General features: G+C 57.2%; 25 protein-coding genes. 17 read left to right on the forward strand and 8 right to left on the reverse strand.

Annotated elements, in window-relative coordinates; all coding sequences use genetic code 11:
- Positions 1-89 precede the first annotated feature (89 nt).
- Positions 90-218: a hypothetical protein gene (locus tag C5Y96_RS28010; protein ID WP_261341401.1), complete on the reverse strand. Its 129-nt coding sequence runs from the start codon at positions 216-218 to the stop codon at positions 90-92.
- A gap of 240 nt (positions 219-458) precedes the next feature.
- On the opposite strand from C5Y96_RS28010, the gene C5Y96_RS18220 reads away from it, so the two are divergent.
- Positions 459-1367 carry a serine/threonine-protein kinase gene (locus C5Y96_RS18220; protein ID WP_158261307.1) on the forward strand — a complete coding sequence of 303 codons (909 nt, stop codon included), beginning with the start codon at positions 459-461 and terminating at the stop codon, positions 1365-1367.
- 292 nt (positions 1368-1659) lie between these two features.
- On the opposite strand, the gene C5Y96_RS18225 is transcribed toward C5Y96_RS18220, so the two are convergent.
- On the reverse strand, positions 1660-2634 hold the full coding sequence (locus C5Y96_RS18225; protein WP_105356261.1) for a hypothetical protein: 975 nt from the start codon (positions 2632-2634) through the stop codon (positions 1660-1662).
- Positions 2635-2880: 246 nt separating this feature from the next.
- On the opposite strand from C5Y96_RS18225, the gene C5Y96_RS18230 reads away from it, so the two are divergent.
- On the forward strand, positions 2881-3132 hold the full coding sequence (locus C5Y96_RS18230; protein ID WP_105356262.1) for a hypothetical protein: 252 nt from the start codon (positions 2881-2883) through the stop codon (positions 3130-3132).
- Positions 3133-3197: 65 nt separating this feature from the next.
- Positions 3198-3770, forward strand: coding sequence for a hypothetical protein (locus C5Y96_RS18235; RefSeq protein ID WP_105356264.1), 573 nt, complete (start codon positions 3198-3200; stop codon positions 3768-3770).
- A gap of 56 nt (positions 3771-3826) precedes the next feature.
- Here the strand turns inward: C5Y96_RS18235 and C5Y96_RS18240 are convergent, their stop codons facing one another.
- The 4 genes from C5Y96_RS18240 to dnaK all read right to left on the reverse strand — a co-directional run bounded on the left by C5Y96_RS18240 (position 3827) and on the right by dnaK (position 9929).
- Entirely contained in the window at positions 3827-4042 is a 216-nt protein-coding gene (locus tag C5Y96_RS18240; RefSeq protein ID WP_105356266.1) for a hypothetical protein, read from the reverse strand.
- A 142-nt stretch (positions 4043-4184) separates the two neighbouring features.
- Entirely contained in the window at positions 4185-6857 is a 2673-nt protein-coding gene (gene clpB, locus C5Y96_RS18245; RefSeq protein WP_105356268.1) for an ATP-dependent chaperone ClpB, read from the reverse strand.
- 282 nt (positions 6858-7139) lie between these two features.
- Entirely contained in the window at positions 7140-7592 is a 453-nt protein-coding gene (gene tnpA / locus C5Y96_RS18250; RefSeq protein ID WP_105356270.1) for an IS200/IS605 family transposase, read from the reverse strand.
- Between the two features lie 396 nt (positions 7593-7988).
- Positions 7989-9929: a molecular chaperone DnaK gene (gene dnaK, locus C5Y96_RS18255; protein ID WP_105356272.1), complete on the reverse strand. Its 1941-nt coding sequence runs from the start codon at positions 9927-9929 to the stop codon at positions 7989-7991.
- A 471-nt stretch (positions 9930-10400) separates the two neighbouring features.
- Here dnaK and pheA point away from each other — a divergent pair, with 471 nt between their 5' ends.
- From pheA to C5Y96_RS18290, 7 genes are all read left to right on the forward strand, one after another.
- Positions 10401-11489 (forward strand): prephenate dehydratase, encoded by a 1089-nt coding sequence (gene pheA, locus C5Y96_RS18260; RefSeq protein ID WP_105356273.1) that lies wholly within the window; start codon positions 10401-10403, stop codon positions 11487-11489.
- A gap of 240 nt (positions 11490-11729) precedes the next feature.
- Positions 11730-12485, forward strand: coding sequence for a triose-phosphate isomerase (gene tpiA / locus C5Y96_RS18265; protein WP_105356275.1), 756 nt, complete (start codon positions 11730-11732; stop codon positions 12483-12485).
- Between the two features lie 89 nt (positions 12486-12574).
- On the forward strand, positions 12575-13117 hold the full coding sequence (secG, locus tag C5Y96_RS18270) for a preprotein translocase subunit SecG (protein WP_105356277.1): 543 nt from the start codon (positions 12575-12577) through the stop codon (positions 13115-13117).
- Positions 13118-13237: 120 nt separating this feature from the next.
- Positions 13238-14122, forward strand: coding sequence for a YicC/YloC family endoribonuclease (locus tag C5Y96_RS18275; RefSeq protein ID WP_233199013.1), 885 nt, complete (start codon positions 13238-13240; stop codon positions 14120-14122).
- Between the two features lies 1 nt (position 14123).
- On the forward strand, positions 14124-14726 hold the full coding sequence (gmk, locus tag C5Y96_RS18280; protein ID WP_105356279.1) for a guanylate kinase: 603 nt from the start codon (positions 14124-14126) through the stop codon (positions 14724-14726).
- Positions 14711-14977 carry a DNA-directed RNA polymerase subunit omega gene (locus C5Y96_RS18285; protein WP_105356281.1) on the forward strand — a complete coding sequence of 89 codons (267 nt, stop codon included), beginning with the start codon at positions 14711-14713 and terminating at the stop codon, positions 14975-14977. The genes gmk and C5Y96_RS18285 overlap by 16 nt, the downstream gene beginning before the upstream one ends.
- A complete protein-coding gene (locus tag C5Y96_RS18290; protein ID WP_105356283.1) occupies positions 14974-15516 on the forward strand; it encodes a flavoprotein in 543 nt (180 codons plus the stop codon). Before C5Y96_RS18285 ends, C5Y96_RS18290 begins: the two co-directional genes overlap by 4 nt.
- Before the next feature lie 262 nt (positions 15517-15778).
- Here the strand turns inward: C5Y96_RS18290 and C5Y96_RS18295 are convergent, their stop codons facing one another.
- The gene (locus C5Y96_RS18295) at positions 15779-15967 is read right to left on the reverse strand and encodes a DUF6800 family protein (protein ID WP_105356285.1); all 189 of its coding nucleotides are present in this window, start codon (positions 15965-15967) and stop codon (positions 15779-15781) included.
- A 297-nt stretch (positions 15968-16264) separates the two neighbouring features.
- On the opposite strand from C5Y96_RS18295, the gene C5Y96_RS18300 reads away from it, so the two are divergent.
- Together C5Y96_RS18300 and C5Y96_RS18305 are read left to right on the forward strand one after the other, a co-directional pair.
- A complete protein-coding gene (locus C5Y96_RS18300; RefSeq protein ID WP_105356287.1) occupies positions 16265-16993 on the forward strand; it encodes a platelet-activating factor acetylhydrolase IB subunit in 729 nt (242 codons plus the stop codon).
- Between the two features lie 156 nt (positions 16994-17149).
- Entirely contained in the window at positions 17150-19186 is a 2037-nt protein-coding gene (locus C5Y96_RS18305; protein ID WP_105356289.1) for an alpha/beta hydrolase, read from the forward strand.
- 55 nt (positions 19187-19241) lie between these two features.
- On the opposite strand, the gene C5Y96_RS18310 is transcribed toward C5Y96_RS18305, so the two are convergent.
- Positions 19242-20801: a bifunctional GNAT family N-acetyltransferase/carbon-nitrogen hydrolase family protein gene (locus tag C5Y96_RS18310; protein ID WP_105356291.1), complete on the reverse strand. Its 1560-nt coding sequence runs from the start codon at positions 20799-20801 to the stop codon at positions 19242-19244.
- A gap of 145 nt (positions 20802-20946) precedes the next feature.
- Here C5Y96_RS18310 and C5Y96_RS18315 point away from each other — a divergent pair, with 145 nt between their 5' ends.
- From C5Y96_RS18315 to groL (C5Y96_RS18335), 5 genes are all read left to right on the forward strand, one after another.
- Positions 20947-22014 (forward strand): M42 family metallopeptidase, encoded by a 1068-nt coding sequence (locus C5Y96_RS18315; protein ID WP_105356293.1) that lies wholly within the window; start codon positions 20947-20949, stop codon positions 22012-22014.
- Positions 22015-22105: 91 nt separating this feature from the next.
- Positions 22106-22807 (forward strand): type 1 glutamine amidotransferase domain-containing protein, encoded by a 702-nt coding sequence (locus C5Y96_RS18320; protein ID WP_105356295.1) that lies wholly within the window; start codon positions 22106-22108, stop codon positions 22805-22807.
- A gap of 324 nt (positions 22808-23131) precedes the next feature.
- A complete protein-coding gene (gene groL, locus C5Y96_RS18325; protein WP_105356297.1) occupies positions 23132-24817 on the forward strand; it encodes a chaperonin GroEL in 1686 nt (561 codons plus the stop codon).
- Between the two features lie 91 nt (positions 24818-24908).
- Positions 24909-25214 (forward strand): co-chaperone GroES, encoded by a 306-nt coding sequence (groES, locus tag C5Y96_RS18330; protein ID WP_105356300.1) that lies wholly within the window; start codon positions 24909-24911, stop codon positions 25212-25214.
- A gap of 61 nt (positions 25215-25275) precedes the next feature.
- Positions 25276-26889, forward strand: a complete 1614-nt coding sequence (gene groL, locus C5Y96_RS18335) for a chaperonin GroEL (protein ID WP_105356302.1) — start codon at positions 25276-25278, stop codon at positions 26887-26889.
- Positions 26890-26928: the final 39 nt, after the last annotated feature.

The raw sequence follows: 26928 nt of genomic DNA on the forward strand, positions 1-26928 counted from the left end.
CGAAAGCATAAAAAAGACCGCCGACGTTTGTCTGGCGGTCTTTTTCGTTTTCGACGTGCTTATGGGGTAAACGCCTGACGGCACTACGCTTAGTGCGTGGTGTTCGTGGCGGTGTTGTTGCTGTTGGGATTACCGGTCGATGGGCTACCCTTTGGGGCGCAACCGACGATGAAAGCAGTCAGGGCTACGAGAACCAACAAGGATCCGAGCTTCTTCATTCGAATTTCTACCTTTGTGAAGTGTCCAAAAATTTACCTAGATACTTAACTATCTTACTTGAAACTGGGCAATTTTCCAAAGGGGGTGCTATGAGTTGCCCAAGCTACCTAGGCCGTAAAACCCGACTGGCCCCGATAACGGGACAACTCAGGCGACTATCGGAGTTTTCGTTCTCGGTGGTCGAATATTGAAGTTATTCAGGAGTCTTTTGGCCAGGATCGGCTTGGAAAGTCATCGCTTTGACGACCATCGGCACATCACCAACGTTTTCTGCGGCGCGTCGCCGGTCTCCCCGCTGCCTGTATGGCTCGTGGCAAGTGGGACCGCAACTGGGGGAAGGTACGTACTTTCGCGTCTTCCGCGCTCGCCCCAGTGAAGGAGCTTTCAGTGGCTGGGACTTCGCCCTGAAAACGATTCGCCCGGAATACAAAGGGGACCGCCAACTGATCCATCGCCTGTGCCGCGAGGCGGACGCCGGCAGCGAGATCACCTCGGCCCACATCGTACCGGTCATTGATACGCGTCCCGGTTCGTTCGTTGTCATGCCGCGCGTCTGGGGGCAAACCCTTTCGCAGATCCTCAGCCAAGGCACAGCATTTCCATTGGGTAGTGCCGTATGGACAGCGCGGCAACTGGCCCAGGGATTAACGCAGGTACACGAGGCCCGCTGGATCCATGGGGACGTTAAGCCGGACAACGTGGTCCTTTCCAGCACCGGGCATGCGACATTGATCGATCTGGGCTTCGCGCAGCGGGTTGATTTGAGCCTGCCATGCACCAGCCGCAAGTGCGATCGCCAAGGGACGCTACGGTATCTTCCACCAGAGATGCTGACGACCAGCGTGCCGGTGTTGCCCCAGGCCGATACGTATAGCCTGGGGGTAATTCTGTTTGAACTGATCACGGGACGTCAGTTGTACGACCAGACGTCGACCGAAGCGATCGTCCAAGCTCAACTGTCGCAGCGAGCCCCTAACGTACGGTCCCTGGTTCCGCACGTTCCGGGCTCGCTCGATAAGTTGGTCAGTCAAATGCTGGCCAAAGACCCCCTCCGCCGCCCTTCGCCGGATGCCGAGTTGGTCAAAGCGCTAACGGCCGTCGAGATCGAGTTGCTCTCGCCTGATCCAAAGATGAACTTCGCCGCGTAGGGCGCAGGCACAAGCACCGCGAGTTGCGGGGTACGACCACGCATCGCACCATCCCCCAGGTTCACGCGATCGGTTCGATCTTCTCGCCAGCCCCAAAGGGGCGACCGTTCATAGCCAGGGGTGGAAACCCCTGGTACCCGTGCCACCAACAACGAGTCCCAAGCCCCAAGGGGGCGGCCGAGTGTGCGCGCACCGGTTCGGCCGCCCTTTCAGGGCTTAAGATGTTTTAATGAGATCGCTTTCCAGGGGCTGCCGCCCCTGGCTATGAACGGTCGCTCCGTTGGAGCTGACATTAGCTTGGCGGGCCGCGTTCGTTGGCATGAGGCGTTTCGTGTTTAAACTCGACGGTCGGCTCGTCGATCGGCTTGGCAGATGACGCGTGAACCAACTCGCCAGATGAAACGTTGCTCAACGTTTCGAACGACACACCAGACGATTCCCCGGGTGCCACCCTCAAGTCTGCTTGGGCGTGCGGAGCGCCGGTTGGCAGTTCGCTCGCATTACATGTCGGGGCGCTCACATTCGCTTCTCTTAGCAAACGTGTTGCCGTTAGCGCTGGTTGTCGTGGTTGCGATTTGAAGGGCTGGAGTTCTGGGTTCAACTCGAACAACTCTTGTTCCAGCCGATCCAATTCGGCCTGCTTCGCGCAGATCTCTCCCTGCAGTTGCCGGTCGAGTTTCTGCAGGCGGTAATAGGTCCACGCGTAGAGCCTTGCCAGCTCGTACGTCCACGCCTCTTCGGGCGGGCGTTTCATGCGCCGCAGTTGCCATTCCCGTTCGCGCGTGTTGTCGTCGCGTTCACGCGGTGCTCGGTACGCAGGGGGGTTCCGCGGTTTCTTGGCCTGGGGAACTACCCAGGGAGGTCGCATGTCGGGGAACTGATGGGCGGCGACCTCGGGGTCGATCGGTTCGACGAGCGGGTCGGCCCGGTACGTTAGCCGGTTGGGGTCTGGCACGTAGACGAACGGCTCTGGCGGCGGTTCTTCCTCTTGCGGTGGTTTGTGATCGCCCCGTTCTTCGGCCTCTTGCCGGGCAATCATTTCTTCCAGGGCCGCGCACGTTCGCCGCGGGTCCCCTTTGGGGGAGACGCGGACCTGGTTGGCCTGTTGGAAGATGGTCATCTCTTCGATCGGTCGATCGGGGATGACCATCAGGACTTCGCCACAGCAGGGGCAGATCAGGCGGTTCCCATCGCGCACGGCAACCTGCGGAGTCTGGCTATGGTGGCCGGCTCCGTGTTGTTCAGGTTGGGGGTCGGGATGGGACATTTTTCTTGTGGGTTGAGTGGAAATGGTGTTCGCACGCCCAAGCAGGCTTGGGCGTGGCACCCGGGGGATCTGTTTCCCGGTCCTGGATTCGAGGGGGAATCGCAGGGGTTCCCCTAAGATATGTGAACATGTGTATACATGTCAAATGTTTGGGGGAGATTTTTTGGAAGAAAGTTTTTGTGTGCTCTTATCCGCGTATGATGAGTAACGAGTCAGACCATCCTTCCTTTTGTGCGAAACCTAACCATGTTCCTGCTTTGGATCGCCATTCCGTTGGTCGCTGTCGGCCTGATCGTCGCGTGCGTCTGCTTTTCGCCGAAAAGCCCCACGCTTGAGAAGTGGCCCCCCATCTCGGACGACGAATTCATCCGTCGCTGCTCGCCAGGGGTCGATCGTGAACTGGCACTCAAGGTCCGGCGGATTGTTGCCGAGCAATTAGGGGTGGACTACGAGCGGGTTTATCCCGAGCAGCGGTTTGTGGAAGACTTGGGAGCGTAGCAAGCCGCGTCGTGAATGCGTCCTCGACGCGTCCTAATCCGTTGTGAGTATTGTTTGAAGCCGCCATGTTGACGCAAGAGCCAGACAACCCGTTTCAATCGCCGGCGACCAGTTCGTATGCCGTGGATGTCGAGACGCAGCCCCAGGTAGACGATCTTCCCGTCGCCACCATCAAGGCAGCAATCCGCTGGTTTTTAATTTGCGGCGTCAGTGCCGCGCCCAGCTGGTTGATCGCTGCCGACGAGACGACGGCTGTCTACATGGGAATGGCAACAGGCGTTTTCATCTTCATCATAGGCTACACCTTTTTAGACGTGCGAACGCGCAAGCATCCGCTTCGACAGCGGCCGGACGTCAAGTGGACTTTGGCAATCACCTACGGAACCAGGATTGCGATTTCGCTTCTTTTTCCCATTGGATTTTTTGTTGATATCATCTGCGGCATCTTCGCAGTCGCGGCAACCGGACTGGTCTTCGAGAACATCTCGGTCGATACGCCGACGCTGCACTTCACATCCACGCTCGTCACGACGCTCATCCAAGGGTGCCTGCTCAACTTCGTTCTGGCCGGGTACGGTCTGATTGTTTACGCGATCTGTAGAGCTTATCTGGAAAGCCGGTCTATCCATCCATCGTAACGACGGTACCAGCGCAGGCGGGGACTCGACCTGGCCTACGAAGATCATGTTTTAGCTCAATCCACATCCACATCCCCACCATCGAACCAGCCTCCGTCGTTGTCGTCGTGGCTGAAATCAGGGGGATCGTTGTCGATGAGGTAGGGTGCTTCCCAAAAGGTGCCGGAACCGCGATTTCTGCGGCGGGTTCGGCCGGGGAAATACTCGATCAGAAAGGCAACGAAGGCCAGCACAGCGATGATGCCGAAGAGCACGAAGATGAGGGTGAACATTGCAGCGGTTTCCGTTATGGGTTTATCGCGGGCATGTCTCGACTCGCTGGGGTATTCGCTGGATCAAGAAACAAATTGGGGACGCGACCGGAAAATACTCCATATCGCGTTCCCAGTCAAAGGTTACGTCAAACGGCAAGGCTTAGCTTACCGTGGCCGATTCGACGGTGCTGACTCCGGCAACGCTCCGAGTAAACGTGTACTCGGTGCCGTTGTAGCCGACCGTGATTCGGTCGCCATCCTTGAAGTCTCCCTTCAACAGCAGCGTGGCCAGTTGGTTTTGCAGACGGTTCTGGATGACTCGCTTCAGAGGACGGGCCCCATACAGCGGGTCGAAACCTTCTTCTGCCAGCGCGTCCTTGGCCGCGTCGCTGACCACCAACTCCATTCCCTGCTCGGCCAGCTGATGAGCCAGACCTTGGGTTTGGAAATCGACGATACTGCGAATCTGCTCCTTCACCAGCGGTTTGAAGACAATGATGTCATCAATGCGGTTGAGGAACTCCGGCAAAAACTTCGTGCGCAGATTGGCCTGGGCGGCATCGCGAATTTCTTCGTCGCTGCCCCCTTCCTGGGCAATCTGCTGGATGGCCTGGCTGCCGATGTTGCTCGTCATTACCACAATCGTGTTGGTGAAGTCGACCGTGTGACCGTGGTTATCGGTCAAGCGGCCATCATCCAGCACTTGTAGTAGGATGTTGAACACATCGTGATGGGCCTTCTCGATTTCGTCGAGCAAAATCACGCTGTAAGGACGCCGCCGAACGGCTTCGGTCAGCTTGCCCCCTTCTTCGTAACCGACGTATCCGGGAGGTGCCCCGATCAGTCGACTCACGGCGTGACGTTCCATGTACTCGCTCATGTCGATCCGGACCATCGCGTGTTCGTCATCGAACAAAGCTTCCGCCAATGCCTTGCACAGTTCGGTCTTACCTACGCCGGTGGGGCCCAGGAAGATGAACGAACCGACCGGACGATTGGCGGCCTGCAAACCGCTGCGGCTACGACGCACCGCGTTGGCCACGGCCACCACGGCTTCGTCCTGACCGACCAGGCGCTGATGCAGACGTTCTTCGAGCACCAATAGCTTGGCTCGTTCCGTTTCCAACATCTTGGCAATCGGAACGCCCGTCCATTGGCTGACCACCTCGGCGATCTCGTCCTCGGTAACCTGTTCGCGAAGCAGACGCCGCTCGCTCTTGGTTTCGTCCTTCTCGACTTCGCTTTCGGTTTCCATCCGCTGCACGAGTGCATCGTGTTTCTTCTGCAACTCGAACAGCTTCTGGTAATCGCTTTCGGACACAGGCTGCCCTGCCGATTGCGTTTCCTGAATGGACGAATGCAAGCGAGAGTACTCGAGATCGGTGGCCGCCAGTTCTTCGCGAATCTGCGCGACGTCTCCCATACCGAGCTTCTCGGCTTCCCACTGCTCACGCAGGCTGGCCAACTGACGCTTGACCTCCTCCATCTCGTCTTGAATTTCTTCGCGACGCTGGATGGCACCTTCTTCGGTCTCTTCGGCCAGCTGACGATCGGCCAGTTGCAACTGCGTCAGACGACGCTGCACCTGATCGATTTCCGCCGGTACGCTTTCCAGTTCGATGGCCAGGCGGCTCGAAGCTTCGTCGACCAGGTCGATCGCCTTGTCAGGCAGGAATCGATCGGTAATGTATCGATCGGAAAGCTTTGCCGCGGCAACGAGGGCCGAGTCCTTGATCTTCACGCCATGATGCGCTTCGTAGCGAGGCTTGAGGCCACGCAGAATCGCGATGGTGTCTTCGATCGAAGGTTCGCCGACGTACACCGGCTGGAAACGCCGCTCGAGGGCCGCGTCCTTTTCGATGTACTGACGGTACTCGTCGAGCGTCGTCGCACCGATACACCGCAGCTCGCCGCGAGCCAGGGCTGGCTTCAAAAGGTTCGCCGCATCGGCCCCCCCTTCGGCCTTACCAGCACCGACGACGGTATGCAGTTCGTCGATGAACAACACGACACTGCCCTGCGAGTCTTGAACTTCCTTCAGCACCGCTTTCAGGCGTTCCTCGAACTCGCCGCGGAACTTCGCCCCAGCGACCAGCGCACCCATGTCGAGCGCGATGACGCGTTTGTTCTTGAGGCTTTGCGGAACGTCCCCTTGCACGATGCGAAGAGCGAGCCCTTCGGCGATGGCCGTCTTACCGACGCCAGGCTCACCGATCAGCACAGGGTTGTTCTTGGTCCGACGCGAGAGAACCTGCACGGTTCGGCGGATCTCTTCGTCGCGGCCGATAACCGGATCGAGCTTTCCTTTTTCGGCTCGTTCGACCAGGTCGATGCCGTACTTCTGCAGTGCCTGGAAGGTGTCTTCGGGGCTTTCGGAAGTGACGCGCGTGTTGCCTCGCACTTCCCGCAGGGCGGCAAGGATGTCTTTCTCGGTGACGGCGTTGACCTGCAACAGGTCCTTCGCTTTCGAGGCAACCTGGGTCAGGGCGAGCATCAGATGCTCGGTCGAGACGAACTCGTCCTTCATCGTGTCGGCTTGCTTTTGGGCGGCCTGAAAGACCTGATCGAGTTCGCTCGAAAGACGCAGTTGGCCATCGCCGCCGGTTACCGTCGACAGTCGTCCGATCTCGGACTTAACCATCGACTCTAACTGCCCACGACTGGCACCGATCTTTTCCAGCAGAGGGCGAACGATACCGCCATCTTCTTTCAGAAGGGCCGCGAGCAAGTGGAGCGGCGAAAGAGCCGTATTGCGTGCGTCGGTAGCCATTCGCTGAGCCAGCTGAACGGCTTCCTGAGCTTTGATGGTGTACTTATCAAATCGTGGGGTCATGATGGTTTCCTTTTATTTTGAATCGGGTGTTGTGGAATGGCACTCCGAGTTGTGGTTTAAAGTTTGGAGTCAGTGTTCAGTTTGGAGTCAGTGTTCAGTTTGGAGTCAGTGTTCAGTTTGGAGTCAGTGTTCAGTTTGGAGTCAGAACGATGGAGAACCGATCCAATTGTTCTCATCTTCTTGTCAGCCCCAAAGGGGCGACCGTTAATAGCCAGGGGCGGAAGCCCCTGGGTGCAGTCCCAAGTATCGCAAGCCCCAAAGGGGCGTCCGAACGATGCCCGATCAATCCCACATGTACCGTTCGTCATACTCAACGCCATGCTTCTTCAGGAACATTAATAGCTCGTTCTTAAAGGAGCGTTTCGCGTGATGTTCTTCCTGACGCGCGATATAGTCCTTTACGTCTGCCAGGCCTGATTGGCTCACCGAAAACACGGAATAACCTTGTTGCCAGGCAAACGCTCGCGAGCCAGGAATGGTCGTGTGAATCCAATGACTGGAAATCGATTTCACGTCGCGAACGAGATCGGAAATCGCAATCTCTCTCGACATCGAGATCAACAAATGAACGTGATCTTCGACGCCCCCGGCCGCGAGTAATTCGCATTTGCGTTGGCGAAGGATTCCAACCAGGTATTCATTCAAACGTGGAGCCCATTCTCCCTTGATCGTTCGCTCGCGATTCTTCGTGCTAAAGATCAAGTGAGCGTAAACGCAGGCGAACGATTGAGGCATCTTTTCGAGTCCTTGCTTCGGACGCCCCGTTGGGGCTTACATTTGTTGGGATTTTTACCAGGGGCTTCCGCCCCTGGCTATTAACGGTCGCCCCTTTGGGGCTGACGGTTTGATCTAACGATCGTTCCGTCTTAATTCATATCCGTGACTCTCGGTGCCCATCCGTGGTTGCTCCCTCTTCTCTCCTTTTCCCTCAATTGCCGGAGTCCCGGCCGAGTGTAGCCAGGGGCAATTTCACTTGGCTACATTCGATCGCCCCTCTGGGGCTAGAACTTTCGGTTGGCTGAGTCAGTCCATAAAAAGGGCCGGGTACCTTGCGGCCCCAGCCCTTGATTATCACAAACTAAAGTTCGCGATGCTCGGGCTTTTTTCCGAGCATCGCCTGGTCGGTGAAGGTTAGTCCTTCTTGACCTCGAACTCGGCGTCGATGGCGTCGTCGTCGCCACCCTTGGCTTCACCGCTGGGGACTTCCCCGGCGGCAGCTTCTGGGTTGTTGGCGGCGGCGGCTTCATACAGGATCTTGCTGACCGCGTGCGAAGCAGCTTCCAGTTCGCTGATGGCGGACTTGATCTTCTCGACGTCTTCTCCCTTGGCAGCTTCGCGAACCTTACCGATCGCAGCTTCCAGCGGAGCCTTGTCGTTGTCGGAGATTTTGTCGCCGGCGTCCTTGATCAGCTTCTCGAGTTGGAAGCAGTTCGATTCGGCTTCGTTGCGAGCTTCGGCCAGTTCACGCTTCCGCTTGTCTTCGGCGGCGTGTTCTTCGGCGTCCTTCTGCATCCGATCGATTTCTTCCTTCGAGAGCCCCGAGCTCTGCTTGATTTCAACCTTCATTTCCTTGCCGGTACCCAAGTCCTTGGCACCCACGTTGAGGATACCGTTCTGGTCGATGTCGAACTTGACTTCGATCTGTGGCATACCACGCGGAGACGGAGCGATACCGTCGAGGTTGAACTCGTCGAGCAAGCGGTTGTCGGCAGCCATCGGGCGTTCACCCTGGAACACGCGAACGGTCACCGCAGCCTGGTTGTCTTCGGCCGTGCTGAAGGTCTGCTTCTTCTCGGTCGGAATCGTTGTGTTGCGTTCGACCAACTTGGTGAACACACCACCGAGCGTTTCAATACCGAGCGAGAGCGGCGTGACGTCCAACAGCAGCACGTCTTTACGGCCACCTTCGGCCAGCACGCTACCTTGGATCGCAGCACCAGCGGCAACGACTTCGTCCGGATTCACACCCTTGTGTGGTTCCTTGCCGAAGATCTTCTTGACCATCTCTTGAACCTTCGGGATACGCGTGCTACCACCGACCAGCACGACTTCGTCGATATCGCTGGGCTTCAGGTTGGCATCCTTCAGGGCCTTTTCGACCGGAATGCGACAACGCTCGATGAGGTCGTCGGTCATCTGCTCGAACTGGCTGCGGGTAATGGTCAGCTGCAAGTGCTTCGGACCGGAAGCATCCGCCGTGATGAACGGCAGGTTGATATCGGTCGAGGCCTGGCCACTGAGTTCCTTCTTGGCCTTTTCACAGGCTTCCTGCAAACGCTGCAGAGCCATCTGATCCTTACGCAGGTCGATGCCGTTGTCCTTCTGGAACTGCTCGGCCACGTAGTTGATCAGCTTCTCGTCGAAGTCGTCACCACCGAGGTGTGTATCACCGTTGGTGCTGATCACTTCAAATACGGTTCGACCGCCGTCGTCGCCATCTTCCGGTGGCGAGACTTCCAGGATCGAGATGTCGAACGTACCACCACCGAGGTCGAACACGGCGATCTTTTCGGCCTTGTTCTTACCCAAGCCGTAAGCCAAAGCGGCTGCGGTGGGTTCGTTAATGATACGAGCAACTTCGAGCCCGGCGATCTGGCCGGCGTCTTTGGTTGCCTGACGCTGAGCGTCGTTAAAGTAAGCAGGCACCGTGATCACGGCCTTGCTGACCTTATGCCCCAGGTAGCTTTCGGCGGCCGCTTTCAGCTTTTGCAGAACCTTGGCCGAAACTTCCGGTGGGGTGAATTCTTTGTCGCCGATCTGAACTTTGACGTATTCGTCTGCGCTACCGACGACCTTGTAGGGCACCATCTTCTCTTCCGAGCCGACTTCGCTGTGACGACGGCCCATGAATCGTTTGATGGAGTAAACGGTTTTGGTAGGATTAGTCACCGCCTGACGACGAGCCGGTTCGCCAACAAGGACTTCCCCTTTGTCGGTATAGCCAACGACGCTCGGTGTGAGCCGACTTCCTTCCGCGTTCGGAATCACCTTGGCTTCCGAACCTTCCATGACCGCGACCACCGAGTTGGTGGTACCGAGGTCGATCCCAATAATCACTTCGCCTTGTGCCATAGTGGTCACCTCTTTCTTTCGTAAATTTCGCGCCGTAAAAGGCGTGAGACGTTTTATGTTGTGAGCCTGAGCAGGCCGCCCAGGTCAAGCTGTCAATGTGTCACTCATGCCGGGACTGACCGTGGCCTGAGGTTGACCCAGCTAATTGCAAGAGGTATGCCAAAACTGTCCAGCAAGCCACTGAAATGCGCGTAACCAATAGGTATAACAACACTTACAGCGACAATGATTTTTAAAATCGCTGAATGCCACGGATCTTGGCCGAGATTCTCTGCCAAAATGGCAGAGAATTGCCACAAAGTCTCTTGTGAGCTAGATTTACGGCGGAAATAGATAAGTTATGATGCGTTAGACACAACGTCATTCGCAAGGCTCGCGGCCTCATAACCGCGTCCCCCCTACAACGTGATTCCCCTGCATCAGGCCTTTACCGGTTGGATGCCCTAGTTTTCATATTCCAGGCACAGCCCGATGGCCAAGACACCCCGTAAGACCTCTTCGATCGATCTGCAGAAATCGCTGGCCAAGATGGATCAGCAGATCCTTGAACTGCTGGCCAAACGGGTCGATGCCTGCCAGAAGTTGGTCCAGGCCGAGCCGGGCAAGACAATCGAGCAGCAGCTTAGCAGCGAAGAGACCGAGCTTCAGAAGCTGCTTAAATCGAATAAGACGAGCCTGTCGAGCGAGGCAGTTTCGCCGGTACTGCAAGAGGTTTTGAGCCTGTGCCGAAGTGCTTCGCGGCGACTGCGCATTGCTTATCTGGGACCGCAATACAGCTACTCGCATCAGGCCGCGGTCGAAAAGTTCGGGGCCAATGCCGACTATAGCCCAGTCGCGACGATCGCGACCGTTTTCGAGGAAATCTTGCGGAATCAGGCCGATTTCGGGCTCGTTCCGGTCGAGAACTCCAACGACGGCCGGGTGACCGACACGCTCGATATGTTCGCCAAACATCCGGCCAAGATCTGCGGCGAGGTGAAGCTGCACATCCACCATCAACTGCTGGCCAAGTGCAAACGCGAGGACATCAAAGAGGTGTTCAGCAAGCCTCAGGCCCTTTCTCAGTGTCGTAATTGGCTGGCCAAGCATCTTCCGGCCGCTCGGCCGATTGAGATGACCAGCACGGCGGCCGCCGCCCAACTGGCCGCCCAGAAGGAAGGAGCCGCCGCGATCGCAAGTCGTGCCGCAGGCATCAATTACAACCTAGAGACGATCGCTTCGAACATCGAGGACAACCCGAACAACATCACGCGTTTCGCGGTGATCTCGCACGAGATGGGCCCCAAGACAGGCAACGACAAGACGGCCCTGCTCTTCCAGACAGAGCATAAGCCTGGGGCGCTGGCCGACGCGATGAACATCTTCAAAAAGAACCGGCTGAACCTGACCTGGATCGAGTCGTTCCCGGTGGCCAATTCCCCGGAAGAGTATCTGTTTTTCGTGGAAATGGAGGGGCATTGCAGCGAACTGAAGATCCGCCGCACGGTGAGTTCGCTCGAAAAGAAGGCCCTGCGGTTAGAGATTCTAGGCTCGTACCAGAAGACCGAACCGGTCAATTAAGACGACAAGCTGCGTATAAGGGGACTTAAGCCCACCGGCCCCCTTGCCCCCGTCCGTGGGGGAGACGGCTTGGGGACACGAGCCAGGAATAGTTCTTCCTACGGGGGCGTAGGTGACCTCGACGACCATGCAAGCACTCTGTTATATTGTTGGGTTTCATTGTGAACCGACATCACGACTTAGAGCAATCTGAGTCATTGCTATTTCATCGGCCAAGGCGGTCCGAAGGGAGAACGAAGGGTGAGACGTCCTTTCATTGCTGGCAACTGGAAAATGAACACCACCAAGGCCGAAGGGGTCGCATTGGTGCAAGCCGTTGCTGAAGGCAATACGGCCGGCGACGCGGTCGAAGTTGCCGTTTGTGCTCCTGCTGTTTACCTCGATGCCATTGCCACCGCGGCCGGCGGCAAAGTGGGTGTCGGTGCTCAGAACTGCTACCACGAAGCCTCGGGTGCTTTCACCGGTGAAATCTCGGCCGACATGGCCAAGGACATCGGCTGCCAGTACGTGATCCTGGGCCACAGCGAACGCCGCCACATCTTTGGCGAATCCAACGCCGACGTCTGCAAGAAGGTGCATGCCGTTCTGGCTGCTGGCCTGACGCCGATCGTATGCGTGGGCGAACTGCTCGAAGAACGTGAATCGGGCAAGACAGCCGACGTGGTCGCCGAACAAATGTACGGCAGCCTGGCTGGTGTGACCGCCAAGCAAATGGATTCGGTTGTTATCGCTTACGAACCTGTTTGGGCCATCGGCACCGGTAAGGTCGCTACGCCGGAGCAAGCCGAAGAAGTGCACGCCGGCATTCGTGCTTTGATGACCGCCAAGTATGGCGAGACCGTCAGCGAGTCGGTTCGCATTCAGTACGGCGGAAGCGTTAAGCCGGACAACGCGGCCGAACTCCTTTCGCAGCCGAACATCGACGGTGCCCTGGTTGGTGGTGCCTCGCTCAAAGCCGACAGCTTCCTGGGCATTATTGCCGGAGCGAAAGGCTAGTCGTTTCCCCCATATTCCCCGTCGGGATCTGCTCATGAAGCGATCCCACTTTTGAATCCAGACACGGACGTTTTCATAAGTAGCCAATCATGACCAGTCCCATCCTTTTCGGGTTTCTGCAGTACATTTTCGGCCCCCTGCTTCTGCTGACATCGGTCTTCCTGATCCTGGTCGTGCTCGTGCAGCGCGGTCGTGGTGGCGGCTTGACCGGTGCCCTGGGTGGTGCTGGCGGCCAGAGTGCCTTTGGTGCGAAAGCCGGCGACATGTTCACCCGGATCACGGTCGTTGTGGCTGTCTTCTGGATTCTGCTGTGCATCTTCGCCACGATGGGCCTGCAAGATTCGGGTGCGAGCAAGCTGACCGGTAGTGGCAGTGGTGCGGCGACCGGTCTGCCAGGCGACACGCTTCCTGGCGACGGTGGTCCCTCGCTGACGCTTCCATCGGACGAAAAGACCCCACCAGATACCGCCGCTCCTGCCGCAGGCGATGCCGCTCCGGCCGACCTGGAACCACCAGCGGAAGGTGGCGCGGATGCCGCAGCACCTGCTGCCGATGCCGCCCCAGCGGATTCCGCTCCGACTGAAACCGCCGCTCCGGAAGCCCCAGCGACCGAAGAGAAGCCCGCTGAGTAGTACGCTCAGTCGCAACGGATCACTCTGCGAAACTTCCCTCGGCAAAACGTCAGGGAAGTTTTGTTCGTTACCTTCCCGACCAATTCACGTTAGCCTCGCGGGTTCGCGAAGAGAGAAACCATGCTGCTGAGCATGACCGGATATGGCGATGCCCACCTGCACGCGGAAGGTGTCTCCGTATCGGTTGAAGTGCGTTCGGTGAACAACCGTTACTTCAAGCTGGCCGTGCGTGGCAACGAATTGTTCAGCGGGCTGGAATCGCAGATCGAGAGCGTCACGCGGAAACACATCAACCGCGGCACCATCACGATCAACCTGCGGCTCAAGCAAGACGTCACCGCCGACAAGTACCGCATCGATACGGCCGTGCTGGAAAGCTACATGCACCAGATCCACCAGGTTGGCGCGAAGGTGGGCCTGTCGGAGACACCCCATCTCGATTCCGTCCTGCAACTGCCTGGCGTGGTGCAAGAGAACACCAACACCGACGACGAGCAGTTCAATGCCTGGCCGGTAATTGAAAAGACACTGAAAGTGGCCCTCGAGAAGTTCGACGCGATGCGGCGGGCCGAGGGAGAGAACACGACCAAGGATCTTCGCGAGAACCTCGCGATTATCGCCTCGCACCTGGAATCGATCGAAGCCAAGTCACCACTGGTGGTCGATGGCTATCGAGACCGCATGACTGAGCGAGTAAACAAGGTCCTGGAAGAATACGACGTAACGGTCGACCCGGCGACGCTCCTGCGTGAAGTGGCGATTTTCACCGATCGCGTGAACATTTCCGAAGAGATCGTCCGGCTGAAAAGCCACCTGGGTCAGTTTGAAAAGTTCCTTACGCAGGAAGAATCGGCCGGGCGAAAGCTCGACTTCCTGACGCAGGAAATTTTCCGCGAGACCAACACGATCGGCTCGAAGGCCAACGACGCGGAGATCGCCCGAGGCGTGGTCGAGATGAAGACCGCCATCGAGAAGATCCGCGAGCAAATCCAAAACATCGAGTGATATGACAGGCAGCACACCAGGCAATTTGGTCATCTTGTCCGGGCCGTCAGGCGTCGGCAAATCGACCGTGGTGCGCAAGCTGTTGGCTTTGGGGCAGCCCCCCATCGAACTGAGTATTTCCGCAACGACCCGCGAGCCGAGAGCCGGGGAGCAGAATGGTATCGATTACCATTTTCTTCCCAAGGAAGACTTTCAGCAGCGGATCGATGCCGACGAGTTTTTGGAGTACGTCGAGGTCTTCCGCAAAGGGCACCTATACGGCACCCTGCGTAGCGAAGTGGAAGCCCGGCTGAACCAAGGCGTATCCGTTTTGCTGGAAATCGACGTCGAAGGTGCCGCCAAGGTAGCCCAGAAGTACCCCGAAGCCGTCACGATTTTCCTTAGTCCCGAGTCGGCAGAAGAACTGGAACGCCGACTCCGCGACCGAGGCACCGAAACAGAAGAAGCCATCCAGCGGCGACTGGAAACGGCCAAGAAAGAGATGGAAGCGTCCGCGTGGTATCGTTATCACGTGACCAACCGACTTGGTGCCGCCGACCAAACCGCCGCACAACTTGCAGACATTATCCGTCAGGAAAAGGAGGAGCAATGCTCGAAGAACTGAAAGAAGAATTCATCATCAAGAAGGTGGGTGGTCGCTTTAAGCTGTCGACCCTGATCCAGAAGCGTCTGGTGGCTTTGAATGCCGGTAGCCGTCCGCTGGTCGACATGAACTCTGACAACAAGATGGAAATCGTGCTGGAAGAGATCAAGCAGGATAAGATCTTCCTCGACACCTCGAACGAACTTCGCACCACCGCAGATAGCGACGTGATGATCAAGTCGTTCGATGCGATGATGAGCGACGAACTGTGAGCCAGCGAACGGTCATCATCGGCGTCACCGGCGGGATTGCCGCCTACAAAACGCCTGCGTTGGTCAGCCAACTGGTCAAAGCAGATGTCGACGTCACCGTGGTGATGACCCCTGCTTCCCATCATTTTGTCGGCGCGGCGACTCTTACCGCGCTGTCGGGAAAGCGAGTTCACACAGAGCTCTTTGACGACGCGATGCCCCTTGGCGCGCATATCGAACTTGCGCGCCGGGCGAATCTACTATGCATCGTGCCGACCTCGGCCGACTTCATGGCTAAGGCTGCTCACGGCTTGGCCGACGACCTGCTGAGCACCCTCTACCTGGCGTTCACCGGCGACGTCATGATGTGTCCCGCGATGAACAAAGAGATGTGGGCCCATCCCGCCGTGCAGCGCAACGTTCAGCAGTTGGTCGAAGATGGCGTCCAGATGATCGGCCCCGACAGCGGCTGGCAAAGCTGCCGCGTCGAAGGAACCGGCCGAATGACCGAGCCTGACGAGATCTTCCAGGCAATTGAGAAGCACCTGGCAACCGGCTAGAGCAACATCATCCCAAGCCATACGTACCGGGCACCGGGTAGCCCAGGTTGCTTGCAACCTGGGGAACGCAGCGAATAGAGCTCTTTCTGTTAGGACCAGGCGAATCGTACAGGCACCTCCTGTCGGCTTCGCCTCCCCGGGTTGCAAGCAACCGCGGGCTACCCGCGAATCCATATGGTCGACGGGAGATGAAACTCGCGCAACAAAAAAGCGGAGCCATGGGACTCCGCTCTTTTCAATCTCGCTTGCTGGACCGAGTCGCTTAGACGTCGAGGCCCCAGCGTTGGATCAGTTCTTCCGCAGCTGGAGTCAGCTTACGGAGCTTGCCGGCGATCTTGCGCTTTTCGTCGTTGGATGGATTCTTCGCCAACTTGGCCTTGAACTTAGCGTAAACCTTCTTGCGATGACGTCGACGCTTCAACTCCTGATGGCGCTCGTTAATAACCGGCACGCGACAGTTCCTTTAGTGGGATTTCGTTAGGTAAATGGTAATCGACACTCTAGGCGTCGAATTTGTTTGATCTGGAAACCCCACAATGTAAGGAATACGCCCTTTTTCGTCAATCGGCCCGGCCATTTTCAGGGCCCAAATGGGAAATTAAGTACCGAAAACCTCCCTTACTGGGCAATTACGGCTCAAGGAATTGACCCGCGGCGGCGTGTCAGAGAGACTAGACGATTCGGCAAACCGTAACCCCGCCGAGCTGACTCACCTGAAGATTACCTACTTTTCCCCAGGAGATAGACGATGCGTTGTTTTGCCTGCCTGATGCTCACCCTGGTCCTGGCCATGCCGGCCTGGGCTCAAGATGCCGCCACGAAGGAACCAATCGAAGCCCTGAAGCCTGTTCCGCGCGAAGGGTGGTGGGTGAAGCGTCACGAAGAAAAGCTGAAAGCGATTGAAGACGCCGAAAAGGTCGACGTCGTTTTCATCGGCGACTCAATCACCCACGGCTGGGAAAGCTCCGGCAAGAAGACCTGGGACGAAAACTTCGCAAAGTGGCACCCACTGAACCTGGGCTACGGCGGTGATCGCACCGAGCATGTCCTGTGGCGATTCGAACATGGTGAACTGGATGGCTACGAGCCGAAAGTTGCCGTCATCATGATCGGCACCAACAACACCGGCCACCGCAAAGAGAAGTCGGAAGACACCGCTGCCGGCGTGAAAGCGATTGTCGAAAAGCTGCACGAAAAGCACCCGGAAACCAAGATCCTGCTGCTGGCCATCTTCCCACGTGGTGCCAAGACCGAAGATCAACTGCGTCAACTGAACGACGGTGCCAACGCCATTATCGAAAAGCAGATGAAGGACAAAGACTACGTCACCTTCCTGAACATCAACAACATCTTCCTAACCGAAGATGGCACGCTGCCCAAGGAAATCATGCCTGACCTGCTGCACCCAAAAGAGAAGGGTTACCAGTTGTGGGCCGACGCCGTCACGCCGAAGATCAAAGAACTCCTCGGCGAATAATCGCCAGGAATGACACGTGACATCACAAAGGCCAGGTCTTCCTCTGGAAGTCCTGGCCTTTTTTCGTGCAGTGGGCCAAATTCCTTTTGACGCAGGCCAGCGAAAGGGGCATGATGAGACTCCCACCGAAGTTATTTCCTTCCGGAGATCCTGCCCATGCGCACCCTTGTTACTCTGCTTGTTCTTGCCATCATCACACCGCTTGCCACGGGTGAGGAACTCTCGCCTGGCGACAAGCAGGTCGCAGCCTATTTCCAAGCCGAGACCGCAAACATGACCGGTGCTCCGCTGGCTGATATCAAGTCGCTGGAAGATTGGCAGGCCAAGCGTGGCGAGTATCAGCAGAAGCTCAAGGAAATGCTCGGGCTCGATCCCTGGCCCGAAAAGACCGATCTGAAAGTCACCACGACCGGCACCATCGAGCGCGATGGAATCGTCGTTGAAAAAATCCATTTCCAATCGCGTCCTGGCCTGTACGTTACGGCCAATCTGTATCGCCCGGCAAAGGTCGAAGGAAAGCTTCCGGCGGTGCTGTATGTGTGCGGGCACGGCCGGGTCGTTAAGAATGGCATCAGCTACGGCAACAAGTCCCATTACCAGCATCACGGGGCCTGGTTTGCCCGGCATGGCTTCGTCTGTCTGACGCTTGATACGCTGCAGTTGGGAGAAATCGAAGGGAAACACCGAGGTCTCTATGACGACTCCGGCCAATGGTGGACCAACCGTGGCTACACGCCAGCCGGGGTCGAAGCTTGGAACTGCGTGCGGGCCATCGACCTGCTGCAATCGCGGGATGACGTCGATCCGGAGAAAATCGGCGTGACCGGGCGTAGCGGTGGCGGAGCTTACAGTTGGTACATCGCCGCGATCGACGAACGGATCAAGGCTGCCGTCCCCGTTGCAGGCATCACCGACCTGGAAGATCACGTGGTCAATGGGGTGGTCTCGGGCCACTGCGACTGCATGTACTGGGTCAACACGTACGGCTTCGACTACCCTCTGCTGCCGGCGCTGATCGCCCCGCGTCCGCTGATGATCGCCAATACCGACTACGACCCGATCTTTCCGCTAGAAGGGGTCGAGCGAACTCACCTGGCTGCCCGGAAGATCTATCAGCTGTACGGTAAAGCACCGAACCTGGCGTTGACGATTCTACCAGGGGGCCATGCCGATACGCAGCCTCTGCGCATTCCGGCGTTCTACTGGCTGCGGCAGCACCTGCAGGGAGCCGCACCGCCGATCACCGACGTGGCGACCCCTAAATTTGAAGTCGAAGAATTGAAGGTCTTCGATAAGATTCCTGAAGACGAGATTAACACGAAGATCGAAGAGACGTTTGTGGCTGCCGCCAAGCCAGCGAAAGTTCCGGCAACGCGTGCCGAGTGGAAGCAAATGTCAGGCGAGTGGAAAGAGCTTCTGGCAACGAAATCATTTGCTGGTTGGCCGGAAGCTGGAAAATCAGGCATTCGTCTCGGGGGGCCTTCCGAGTTGAAAGAGTGGATGGCCTACACTGATTGCCAGTTTTATCCCCAAAAGAATGTCTCGCTTCCTTTGCTTGTCTTACGAGCCAAGCGGGCCGCAGGAACGGCTTTCCCAAACGGTAAGCTCGTTGTCGTTGATGATACCGGCTGGAAACAATGGAAAGCGTTCGCCGAAGGAAACGGAGACGCATTGCCGATCGCCAATGCGGACAAGTACGACACCATTTTCGTCCTGCCGCCTCGGGGTATTGGCCCGACTCAGTGGACTCAAGACACCAAGCCTGAAATTCATTTGCGTCGTCGATATCTCCTTCTGGGCCAGTCACATGACGCGATGCAGGTGTGGGATATTCGCCGAGCGGCCGAAGAAATTCTCCGCTCAACTTCAACGGAACACGTTGACGTAGAAGCCAGCGGCAAGATGGCTGCCTTGGCCATTTATGCTGCCATTTTCGAGCCTTCGATTGGTGATTTAACGTTACGCAATCCACCGCTCGACCATCGCGAAGGCCCCTACTTCATGAACGTCCGTCGCTTCATGAACATGCCCGAAGCAATGGCCATGGCAGCCAACGACCTGGACGCTCCGCGATCGGTGAACCTTGTTGCCGATTCGCCGGAACTCCTGGAGTACGCCAACCAGGTCAAAAAGAAGATTAGCGTGCCGGTAGGCATACCGATGGCAGCTCCGGAGGTTCGCTTGGAGAAGTAATCTTGAGCCCCGGAGGGGCGGCCGAATCACAGCTAAAGTTGCTCCCGCACGTCTCTTACACGTATCCTTGTTCGCCATCTTCCAGGTACTGGACCTTGTACAAGTCCTTGCGGCGGTCGTTCCAGTTTTGGACCGAGCCTTCCAATCGGTGACGCCGCAGCAGTTCCAGGTCGACGTCGTGGATGACGATCGTTTCGACGTTCGGATTGCATTCAGCGGCGATGCCATCGCGGGCAAACTCGGCATCGCACGGGGTAAAGACGCCAGACTGAGCGTAGTGGATATCGGCGTTTTCGACGAACGGCAGGTTGCCGGTACACCCTGAAATCGCCACGTAAACCTGGTTCTCGACGCAGCGGGCCTGGGCGCAGGTCTTTACGCGGAGGTAACCGTGCCGCGTGTCGGTGTTGTACGGCACGAAGATCATCTCGGCCCCTTTGTTGGCCGCGATTCGCGTCAGTTCGGGGAACTCGATGTCATAGCAAATTTGAATGGCGACCTTGCCGCAGTCGGTATCGAACACTTCGACCTTATCGCCGGGTTCGATCCCCCACCACTTCCGCTCGCTAGGGGTGATGTGAATTTTGTACTGCTTGCCGATCGAACCATCGCGGCCAAAGAGGTAGGCAATGTTATACAGCGTGTCGTTTTCCAGCACGAAGTGACTGCCGCCAATCACGTTTACGTTGTACTTGATCGCCCGCTCCGAGAAGTACTCGAGGTAATCGGTGGTGAACTCGGCCAGACGGCGAGCTGCCAGCCCCGGCCGGGTTGGTTCTACACATGAAAGCAGCTGCGTGGTGAACAGTTCCGGAAAGAGGATGAAGTCGGACTTGTAATCGGATGCGACGTCCAGGAAGAAGTCGCACTGCTGGGCGAACTCGTCGAAGCTGCGGATCGCGCGCATTTCGTACTGCACCACCGTAATGCGGATTGGTTCTACCAGGTGATGGAATCGCCGCTTTGCACCCGGCTTGTAGTCGAGGTTGAGCCACTCCAGATAGGTGGCATACCCGCACGAAGCTTTGTCGTTGGGCAGGTAGTCCGGAATGAGCCCTTGCAGGGCAAAGCCGTTGGCCGTCTGGGCAGTAAGGACCGGGTCGAATTCCGCTTTGGCAACCACCCGTTCGACATATTCGCGAGCCGTCATCTTGTCGGCCACTTTGTGATAGCCAGGAATGCGGCCACCGATAATCATGCGAGCAAGGTTCATCTCGCGGCACATCTCCTTACGGGCATCGTACATGCGACGCGAGAGCTTGAGCCCGCGGTATTCGGGATGGACCATCATCTCGATTCCGTACAGCGTATCCCCCTTGGGGTTGTGGTTACGGATGTACCCGTTGTCAGAGACGGCCTTGAAATTGTGCCAGGCGATGTTCGGGTCGTTCTGCACGATCAAGCTACTGGACGAAGCCGCGATCTGACCGTCGATTTCGATGACGATCTGCCCCTTCGGGAAAATCTTGAGCTGACTCTCAATGTGCTCTTTCGACCAGGGCTCCATACCGGGAAAGCAGGCCCTCTGCATTTCGACCAGCGCGTCGTAGTCCTCGATGCGCATTGGACGAATCACGGTTTTCCACTCGTATTCCTTGAGATCGATCGGTTCCATCAAACGCACCTATCCCCTAGACTGCCGTTATGTGTGCTGACGCGCAGGGCATTATCTGCGCGGCGTGCCTATTAGACAATGATAGACGATAGACGCAGTAAATTCGTTTCACATTCCGGAAGCTAACTAAGGAGCCGTTGCGAGTATGGAGTCTGAGCCGCTAAAGTTTTTCGAGCGTATGTTGAACACTCCGAGCCCCTCTGGCTACGAAGCTCCGGTACAGAATGTCGTGCGGGAATATTCCGCCCAGTTCGCCGATAACGTCGAGACCGACTACCACGGCAACGTGATTGCCTCGGTCAACTCAGGCGGCAACGTCCGCGTAATGATGGCCGGCCACTGCGATCAAATTGGACTGTTGGTTACCCAGATCGACGAAATGGGTTTCGTCCGGTGCCAGACAATCGGCGGCTGGGATCCCGTTCAACTGGTGGGCCAGAAGATGTCGATCTGGACCAACGAGGGCGAACTCCCGGCGGTGATCTCTCGCAAGCCAATTCACCTGCTGACCGATGCCGAGCGAAAAGCACCCATCCAGCTGAAAGACCTATGGCTCGATATCGGGGCCAAAGATCAGGCCGAAGCGAAGAAGCTCGTTCAAGTGGGTGATCCGGTCACCCTGCAACTGGGCATGCAGAAGATGCAAAACAACTTGGCCTTCGGTCCCAAGATGGACGATACGACCGGCCTGTGGGTAGTGATCGAAGCGGCTCGCCGGTATGGGAAGTTCAGCGATAAGAAATGTGCGGCATACGCCGTTTCCACGGTCCAGGAAGAAATTGGCCTGCGCGGGGCCAAAACGAGTGCCTATGGCATCGACCCGCACATCGGGATTGCTGTGGACGTGACCCATGCGACCGACTGCCCGACGATCGATCGGGGTGAACGCGGGGAAGTTTACCTCGGGCGTGGTCCGGTCATTTTCCGTGGCCCAAACATGAACCCGAAGGTTGTGTCACGGCTGATCGAAGTCGCCGAGGAAAACAAGATTCCTTACCAGATGGCGGCCCTGGGCAAAGCAGCCCCAAACGACTCGAACGCCATTCAAACGACCCGTGGCGGTGTCGCGGCTGGCCTGGTGGCAATTCCTAACCGCTATATGCATAGCGCCGTCGAAACGATCTCGCTGGACGACATCGATCACGCAGCCAACCTGTTGGCTCAGTTCCTGCACAGCGTGCAAGACGACGACGATTTCCGACCCGGCATGTAATTGCCTCGATTGAACGACACAACTTGTTAAATTGGAAGAAGCCGGGCCACACTTTTCTGAGCTTCTCTTCTCTCGAACAAGGAGTGTCACCATGAGCGACAAGAAGATTCTCGTCGTCGTGACGAATGTTTCGAAATACCCTGAAATGGATCGTCCCACGGGCCTTTGGCTGGGTGAGGCGGTCCATTTTGTCGATACGGTCGAAAAGGCAGGCTGCCAGGTCGATTTCGTCAGCCCCCAAGGTGGTTACACGCCAATCGACCCGATGAGTCTGGGCGAAATGGCTTTGCCGGTCGATTGGGAGTATTACGAAGACCACCAGTTCATGAATCGTCTGGGCAATACGCTGGCCGCCCCGACGACCGATCCGGCGGACTACTCGGCCATTTACTATGCCGGCGGGCATGGAGTGATCTGGGATTTTCCCGGTAACAAGTATCTGCAAAGGATCAGCCGAGAAATCTATGAAGCTGGCGGGGTTGTTTCCTCGGTTTGCCACGGTGCGGTCGGTTTGCTGAACATTCAACTTTCCGACGGAAGTTACCTGTTGGAAGGACGCGAGGTCACCGGTTTCTCAAATGAGGAAGAACGGCTGGCCGAACTGATCGACCATGTCCCTTACCTGACCGAAGAAGAACTGGTCAAACGCGGGGCCAGTTACCAGAAGGCCCAGCAGCCGTTCACCCCGTTTGCCGTCACAGCGGATCGGCTAGTTACCGGTCAGAACCCTCAATCGGGGCATACGGTGGCCGAAGGGGTTCTCTCCCTGCTGGGTCAGGCTGCCTCGGTTTAGCATTCCTGCCAAATTGGCAAGGGAACCTGCTGGTACGACATTTCTAAATGTCCTGCGAATCGCAAGTCGTTTCATTTATGTGACTTGCGATTCTCTCTTGCCATCTCGGCACGGCAATTGCATCTATAGGCCCATCTCAGAGAGAGTCTGCCAAAATCTGCACCCAGGGTGCATTTGCAGCTCGCTCTGACACAAACAAATCAACGGTTAATCACCAAGTTATGGAATAAACCGGCCAACCGAGCTCGCCCAAGTCCGTGGGACACCCCAATACGAGCCAGGCCGATTGAAACCAGTTCATCCCACAAGAGGAGGATTCCAGACGTGGCAAAACAGATGGTCTTTGGAGATGAAGCGCGACAGCCGCTTTTGGCCGGCGTAACGAAGCTGGCACGTGCCGTGAAGAGCACGTTGGGTCCGCGTGGTCGCAATGCCGTGCTGGACAAAGGCTGGGGTTCCCCCAAGATCACCAAGGACGGCGTGACGGTTGCCGAAGACATCGAACTGGATGATGTCTACGAAAACCTCGCCTGCCAGTTGGTGAAAGAAGCTGCCAGCAAGACGAACGACGTTGCTGGTGACGGTACCACCACGGCAACCGTTCTCGCTGAAGGTATCTTCCGCGAAGGTCTGAAGATGCTGGCCGCCGGTGCCGACGGCATGGCTCTGCAGCGTGGCATTCTGAAGGCTTCCGAAGCCGTCGGCGAAGCCGTGCAGAAGTCGTCCACCAAGATCGACGAAAAGAGCAAGAAGCAGATCGAACAGATCGCCACCATCGCCGGTAACAATGATCCGACGATCGGTAAGGTCCTGGCCGAAGCCTTCCTGAAGGTTGGCAAAGACGGCGTCATCACCGTCGAAGAAGGCCGCGGCAGCGAAACGACCGTCGACTTCGTTGAAGGGATGCAGTTCGATCGCGGTTTCCTCTCGCCGCACTTCGTCACCGACGAAGACTCGCAAACCGTCGAGTTGGACGACTGCTACATCCTGCTGTTTGAAGAAAAGATCTCGGCCGCTAAGAAGCTGGTTCCGCTGTTGGAAGCTATCAGCAAGGCCAACAAGCCACTGCTGATCATCGCCGAAGACGTCGAAGGCGAAGCTCTGGCAACGCTGGTCGTCAACAAGATGCGTGGCATTCTGAACGTGGCTGCCGTTAAGGCTCCTGGCTACGGCGATCGCCGCAAGGCCATGCTCGGTGACATCGCGACCCTGACCGGTGGTACCGCCATCTTCAAGGACCTGGGCATCGAACTGGAAAGCGTCAAGACTTCCAACCTGGGGCGTGCCAAGAAGGTCAAGCTGACCTCAGGCGAAACCGTCATTGTGGGTGGTGCTGGCAAGAAGGCGGACATCGAAGGTCGCGCCGCTCAGATCCGCAGCGAAATCGAAGCTACCGACAGCGAATACGATCGTGAAAAGCTGCAAGAACGTCTGGCCAAGTTGGCCGGCGGTGTGGCCCAGATCAACTGTGGTGCCGTTACCGAAACCGAAATGAAGGAACGCAAGGACCTGCTGGTCGACGCCAAGAGCGCAACCCAGGCTGCCCTGCAAGAAGGGATCGTTCCTGGTGGTGGTATCGCCTTGCTCCGAGCTGAAAAGGCTTTGAAGAAGCTGGCCGTCGAAGGTGACGAAAAGCTAGGTGCCGATATTGTCGCCAAGGTTCTCGAATTCCCACTGCGAACGATCGCTGAAAACGCCGGCCTGGACGGTGGCGTGGTTGTCAACCGCGTCCGTCAGCAGAAGAAGGCCACCGAAGGCTTCAACGCCGATACCGGCAACTACGAAGACCTGGTCGACGCTGGCGTGATCGATCCTGCCAAGGTGGTTCGCACTGCCCTGCAGAACGCCGCGAGCGTGGCAGCCCTGTTGCTGACGACCGACTCGCTGATCACCGAAATCCCAAGCGAAGACGAAGGGGGCGATCATCACGATCACCATGACCACGGCGGAATGGGTGGCATGGGCGGCATGCCAGGAATGGGCGGCATGGGCATGCCCGGCATGATGTAATTCACGCTCCGGCCTGAATTGCACAGAACCTTTCAATATTCGTTTCAAAACATCAAACATACCCCTGAATAAGTTTTAAGGATAAACACCCATGGCGAAGAGTCTGAAGATTCGCACTTTGGATGACCGCATTGTTGTTCAGCCGCTGGAAGCGGAAGAAACCACCGCCGGTGGTATCGTTCTGCCTGACTCGGCCCAGGAAAAGCCACAGCGTGGCACGGTCCTGGCAGTCGGTCCTGGCAAGCTGCTGGATAGCGGCAGCCGAGCCGAGCTTTCGGTGGCCATTGGCGACGAAGTCATCTACGGCAAGTACAGCGGCAGCGATATCGAAATCGATGACGTCGAGTACAAGATCCTTCGCGAGACCGAAGTCCTGGCCAAGGTCGTTAACGACTAAGCCCAGCCTTTCGGATCTGTCCTAAACCGCATTCAGTTTTTATCACATAAGGATTCTTAGCGTGGCAAAACAACTGCTTTTCGAGGATCATGCCCGAGCCAAGATGCTCAAGGGCATCGACAAGCTGGCCGACGCTGTCGCCGTCACGATGGGCCCAACCGGCCGTAACGTGATCATCAACAAGTCGTACGGCGGCCCGACGGTAACCAAAGACGGCGTGACCGTCGCCAAGGAAATCGAACTCGAAGATCGCTTCGAGAACATGGGTGCCAAGCTCGTCAACGAAGTCGCCAGCAAGACTTCGGACGTGGCTGGTGACGGTACGACGACCGCCACCGTTCTGGCCCGTGCGATTTTCAAGGAAGGTCTTCGCAACATCGTCGCCGGTAGCAACCCAACCGCGATTCGTCGTGGTATTGAAAAGGCTGTTGCCGCTGCCGAAGACTTCCTGCTGAACATGGCCAAGCCGGTCAACAGCAAGGAAGACGTCGCGAACATCGGTACCATCAGTGCCAACAACGACCGTGCCATCGGCGAACTGCTCGCCGAAGCCCTGCACCGCGTCGGCCAAGACGGCGTTATCACCGTTGAAGAAGGCAAGAGCCGCGAAACGACCGTTGAATACGTCGAAGGTATGCAGTTCGATAAGGGCTACATCTCGCCGTACTTCATCAATCGTCCGTCCGAAATGGACGTCGAACTGGAAGACGCCTACATCCTGTTCCACGAAAAGAAGATCAGCAACCTGCGTGAGCTGATTCCGCTGCTAGAACAAGTTGGCAACACCGGCAAGCCGCTGTTGATCGTCGCGGAAGACATCGAAGGGGAAGCCCTAACCGCTTTGGTTGTTAACCGTCTGCGTGGCGTGCTGAACATCGCTGCCGTCAAGGCTCCTGGTTTTGGCGATCGTCGCAAGGCGATGCTGGCCGACATGGGCGTTCTGACCGGTGGTACCGTGATCAGCGACGACCTGGGCATCACGCTCGACAAGGTTCAACTGAACCAGCTGGGCCGCGCCAAGAAAATCAACATCACCAAGGACAAGACGACGATCGTCGAAGGTGGTGGCGATAAGAAGGAACTCGAATCGCGTATCGGTCAACTGAAGCGTCAGATCGAAGAAACCGACAGCGAATACGATCGTGAAAAGTACCAGGAACGCCTGGCCAAGCTTTCCGGTGGTGTGGCTGTCATCTCGGTCGGTGCTGAAACCGAAGCTGAAATGAAGCAAACCAAGGCTCGCGTCGAAGACGCCCTGCATGCAACCCGTGCAGCCGTTGAAGAAGGCGTTCTGCCAGGTGGTGGTGTCGCTCTGGTTCGTGCGATCGAAGCGGTCGAAAAGGCCCGTTCTTCGGCCCGCGGCGACGAAAAGATCGGTGTCGACATCATTCTGCGTGCTCTGCCAGCTCCAATGCGTCAGATCGCCAACAACTGCGGCATCGACGGCAACGTGGTTGTCGACGAAGTTCAGCAGAAGTCGGTCAACTTCGGTTACGACGCCTACAAGGGCGAATACGTTGACATGGTTAAGGCCGGCGTCATCGATCCTGCCAAAGTCGTGCGTACCGCACTGAGCAACGCCGCGAGCATCTCGGGCTTGCTGCTGACGACCGAAGCGTTGGTCACCAACCTGGAAGACAACGGCAAGCGTCCGGCCGAAGGCGTTATTCGCTAAGCCGACGTTGCGTCAACCCAATACGGCGGCAATGAGCGT

This window comes from Blastopirellula marina, from assembly GCF_002967715.1.
Taxonomy (GTDB): Bacteria; Planctomycetota; Planctomycetia; order Pirellulales; family Pirellulaceae; genus Bremerella; species Bremerella marina_B.

Excerpts from the sequence above, each read along its gene's own strand:
- C5Y96_RS28010 (WP_261341401.1), bottom strand. The coding sequence starts at position 218 with ATGAAGAAGCTCGGATCCTTGTTGGTTCTCGTAGCCCTGACTGCTTTC.
- C5Y96_RS18225 (WP_105356261.1), bottom strand. The coding sequence starts at position 2,634 with ATGTCCCATCCCGACCCCCAACCTGAACAACACGGAGCCGGCCACCAT.
- C5Y96_RS18230 (WP_105356262.1), top strand. The coding sequence starts at position 2,881 with ATGTTCCTGCTTTGGATCGCCATTCCGTTGGTCGCTGTCGGCCTGATC.
- C5Y96_RS18235 (WP_105356264.1), top strand. The coding sequence starts at position 3,198 with ATGTTGACGCAAGAGCCAGACAACCCGTTTCAATCGCCGGCGACCAGT.
- C5Y96_RS18240 (WP_105356266.1), bottom strand. The coding sequence starts at position 4,042 with ATGTTCACCCTCATCTTCGTGCTCTTCGGCATCATCGCTGTGCTGGCC.
- clpB (WP_105356268.1), bottom strand. The coding sequence starts at position 6,857 with ATGACCCCACGATTTGATAAGTACACCATCAAAGCTCAGGAAGCCGTT.
- tnpA (WP_105356270.1), bottom strand. The coding sequence starts at position 7,592 with ATGCCTCAATCGTTCGCCTGCGTTTACGCTCACTTGATCTTTAGCACG.
- dnaK (WP_105356272.1), bottom strand. The coding sequence starts at position 9,929 with ATGGCACAAGGCGAAGTGATTATTGGGATCGACCTCGGTACCACCAAC.
- pheA (WP_105356273.1), top strand. The coding sequence starts at position 10,401 with ATGGCCAAGACACCCCGTAAGACCTCTTCGATCGATCTGCAGAAATCG.
- secG (WP_105356277.1), top strand. The coding sequence starts at position 12,575 with ATGACCAGTCCCATCCTTTTCGGGTTTCTGCAGTACATTTTCGGCCCC.
- C5Y96_RS18275 (WP_233199013.1), top strand. The coding sequence starts at position 13,238 with ATGCTGCTGAGCATGACCGGATATGGCGATGCCCACCTGCACGCGGAA.
- gmk (WP_105356279.1), top strand. The coding sequence starts at position 14,124 with ATGACAGGCAGCACACCAGGCAATTTGGTCATCTTGTCCGGGCCGTCA.
- C5Y96_RS18285 (WP_105356281.1), top strand. The coding sequence starts at position 14,711 with ATGCTCGAAGAACTGAAAGAAGAATTCATCATCAAGAAGGTGGGTGGT.
- C5Y96_RS18300 (WP_105356287.1), top strand. The coding sequence starts at position 16,265 with ATGCGTTGTTTTGCCTGCCTGATGCTCACCCTGGTCCTGGCCATGCCG.
- C5Y96_RS18305 (WP_105356289.1), top strand. The coding sequence starts at position 17,150 with ATGCGCACCCTTGTTACTCTGCTTGTTCTTGCCATCATCACACCGCTT.
- C5Y96_RS18310 (WP_105356291.1), bottom strand. The coding sequence starts at position 20,801 with ATGGAACCGATCGATCTCAAGGAATACGAGTGGAAAACCGTGATTCGT.
- C5Y96_RS18315 (WP_105356293.1), top strand. The coding sequence starts at position 20,947 with ATGGAGTCTGAGCCGCTAAAGTTTTTCGAGCGTATGTTGAACACTCCG.
- C5Y96_RS18320 (WP_105356295.1), top strand. The coding sequence starts at position 22,106 with ATGAGCGACAAGAAGATTCTCGTCGTCGTGACGAATGTTTCGAAATAC.
- groES (WP_105356300.1), top strand. The coding sequence starts at position 24,909 with ATGGCGAAGAGTCTGAAGATTCGCACTTTGGATGACCGCATTGTTGTT.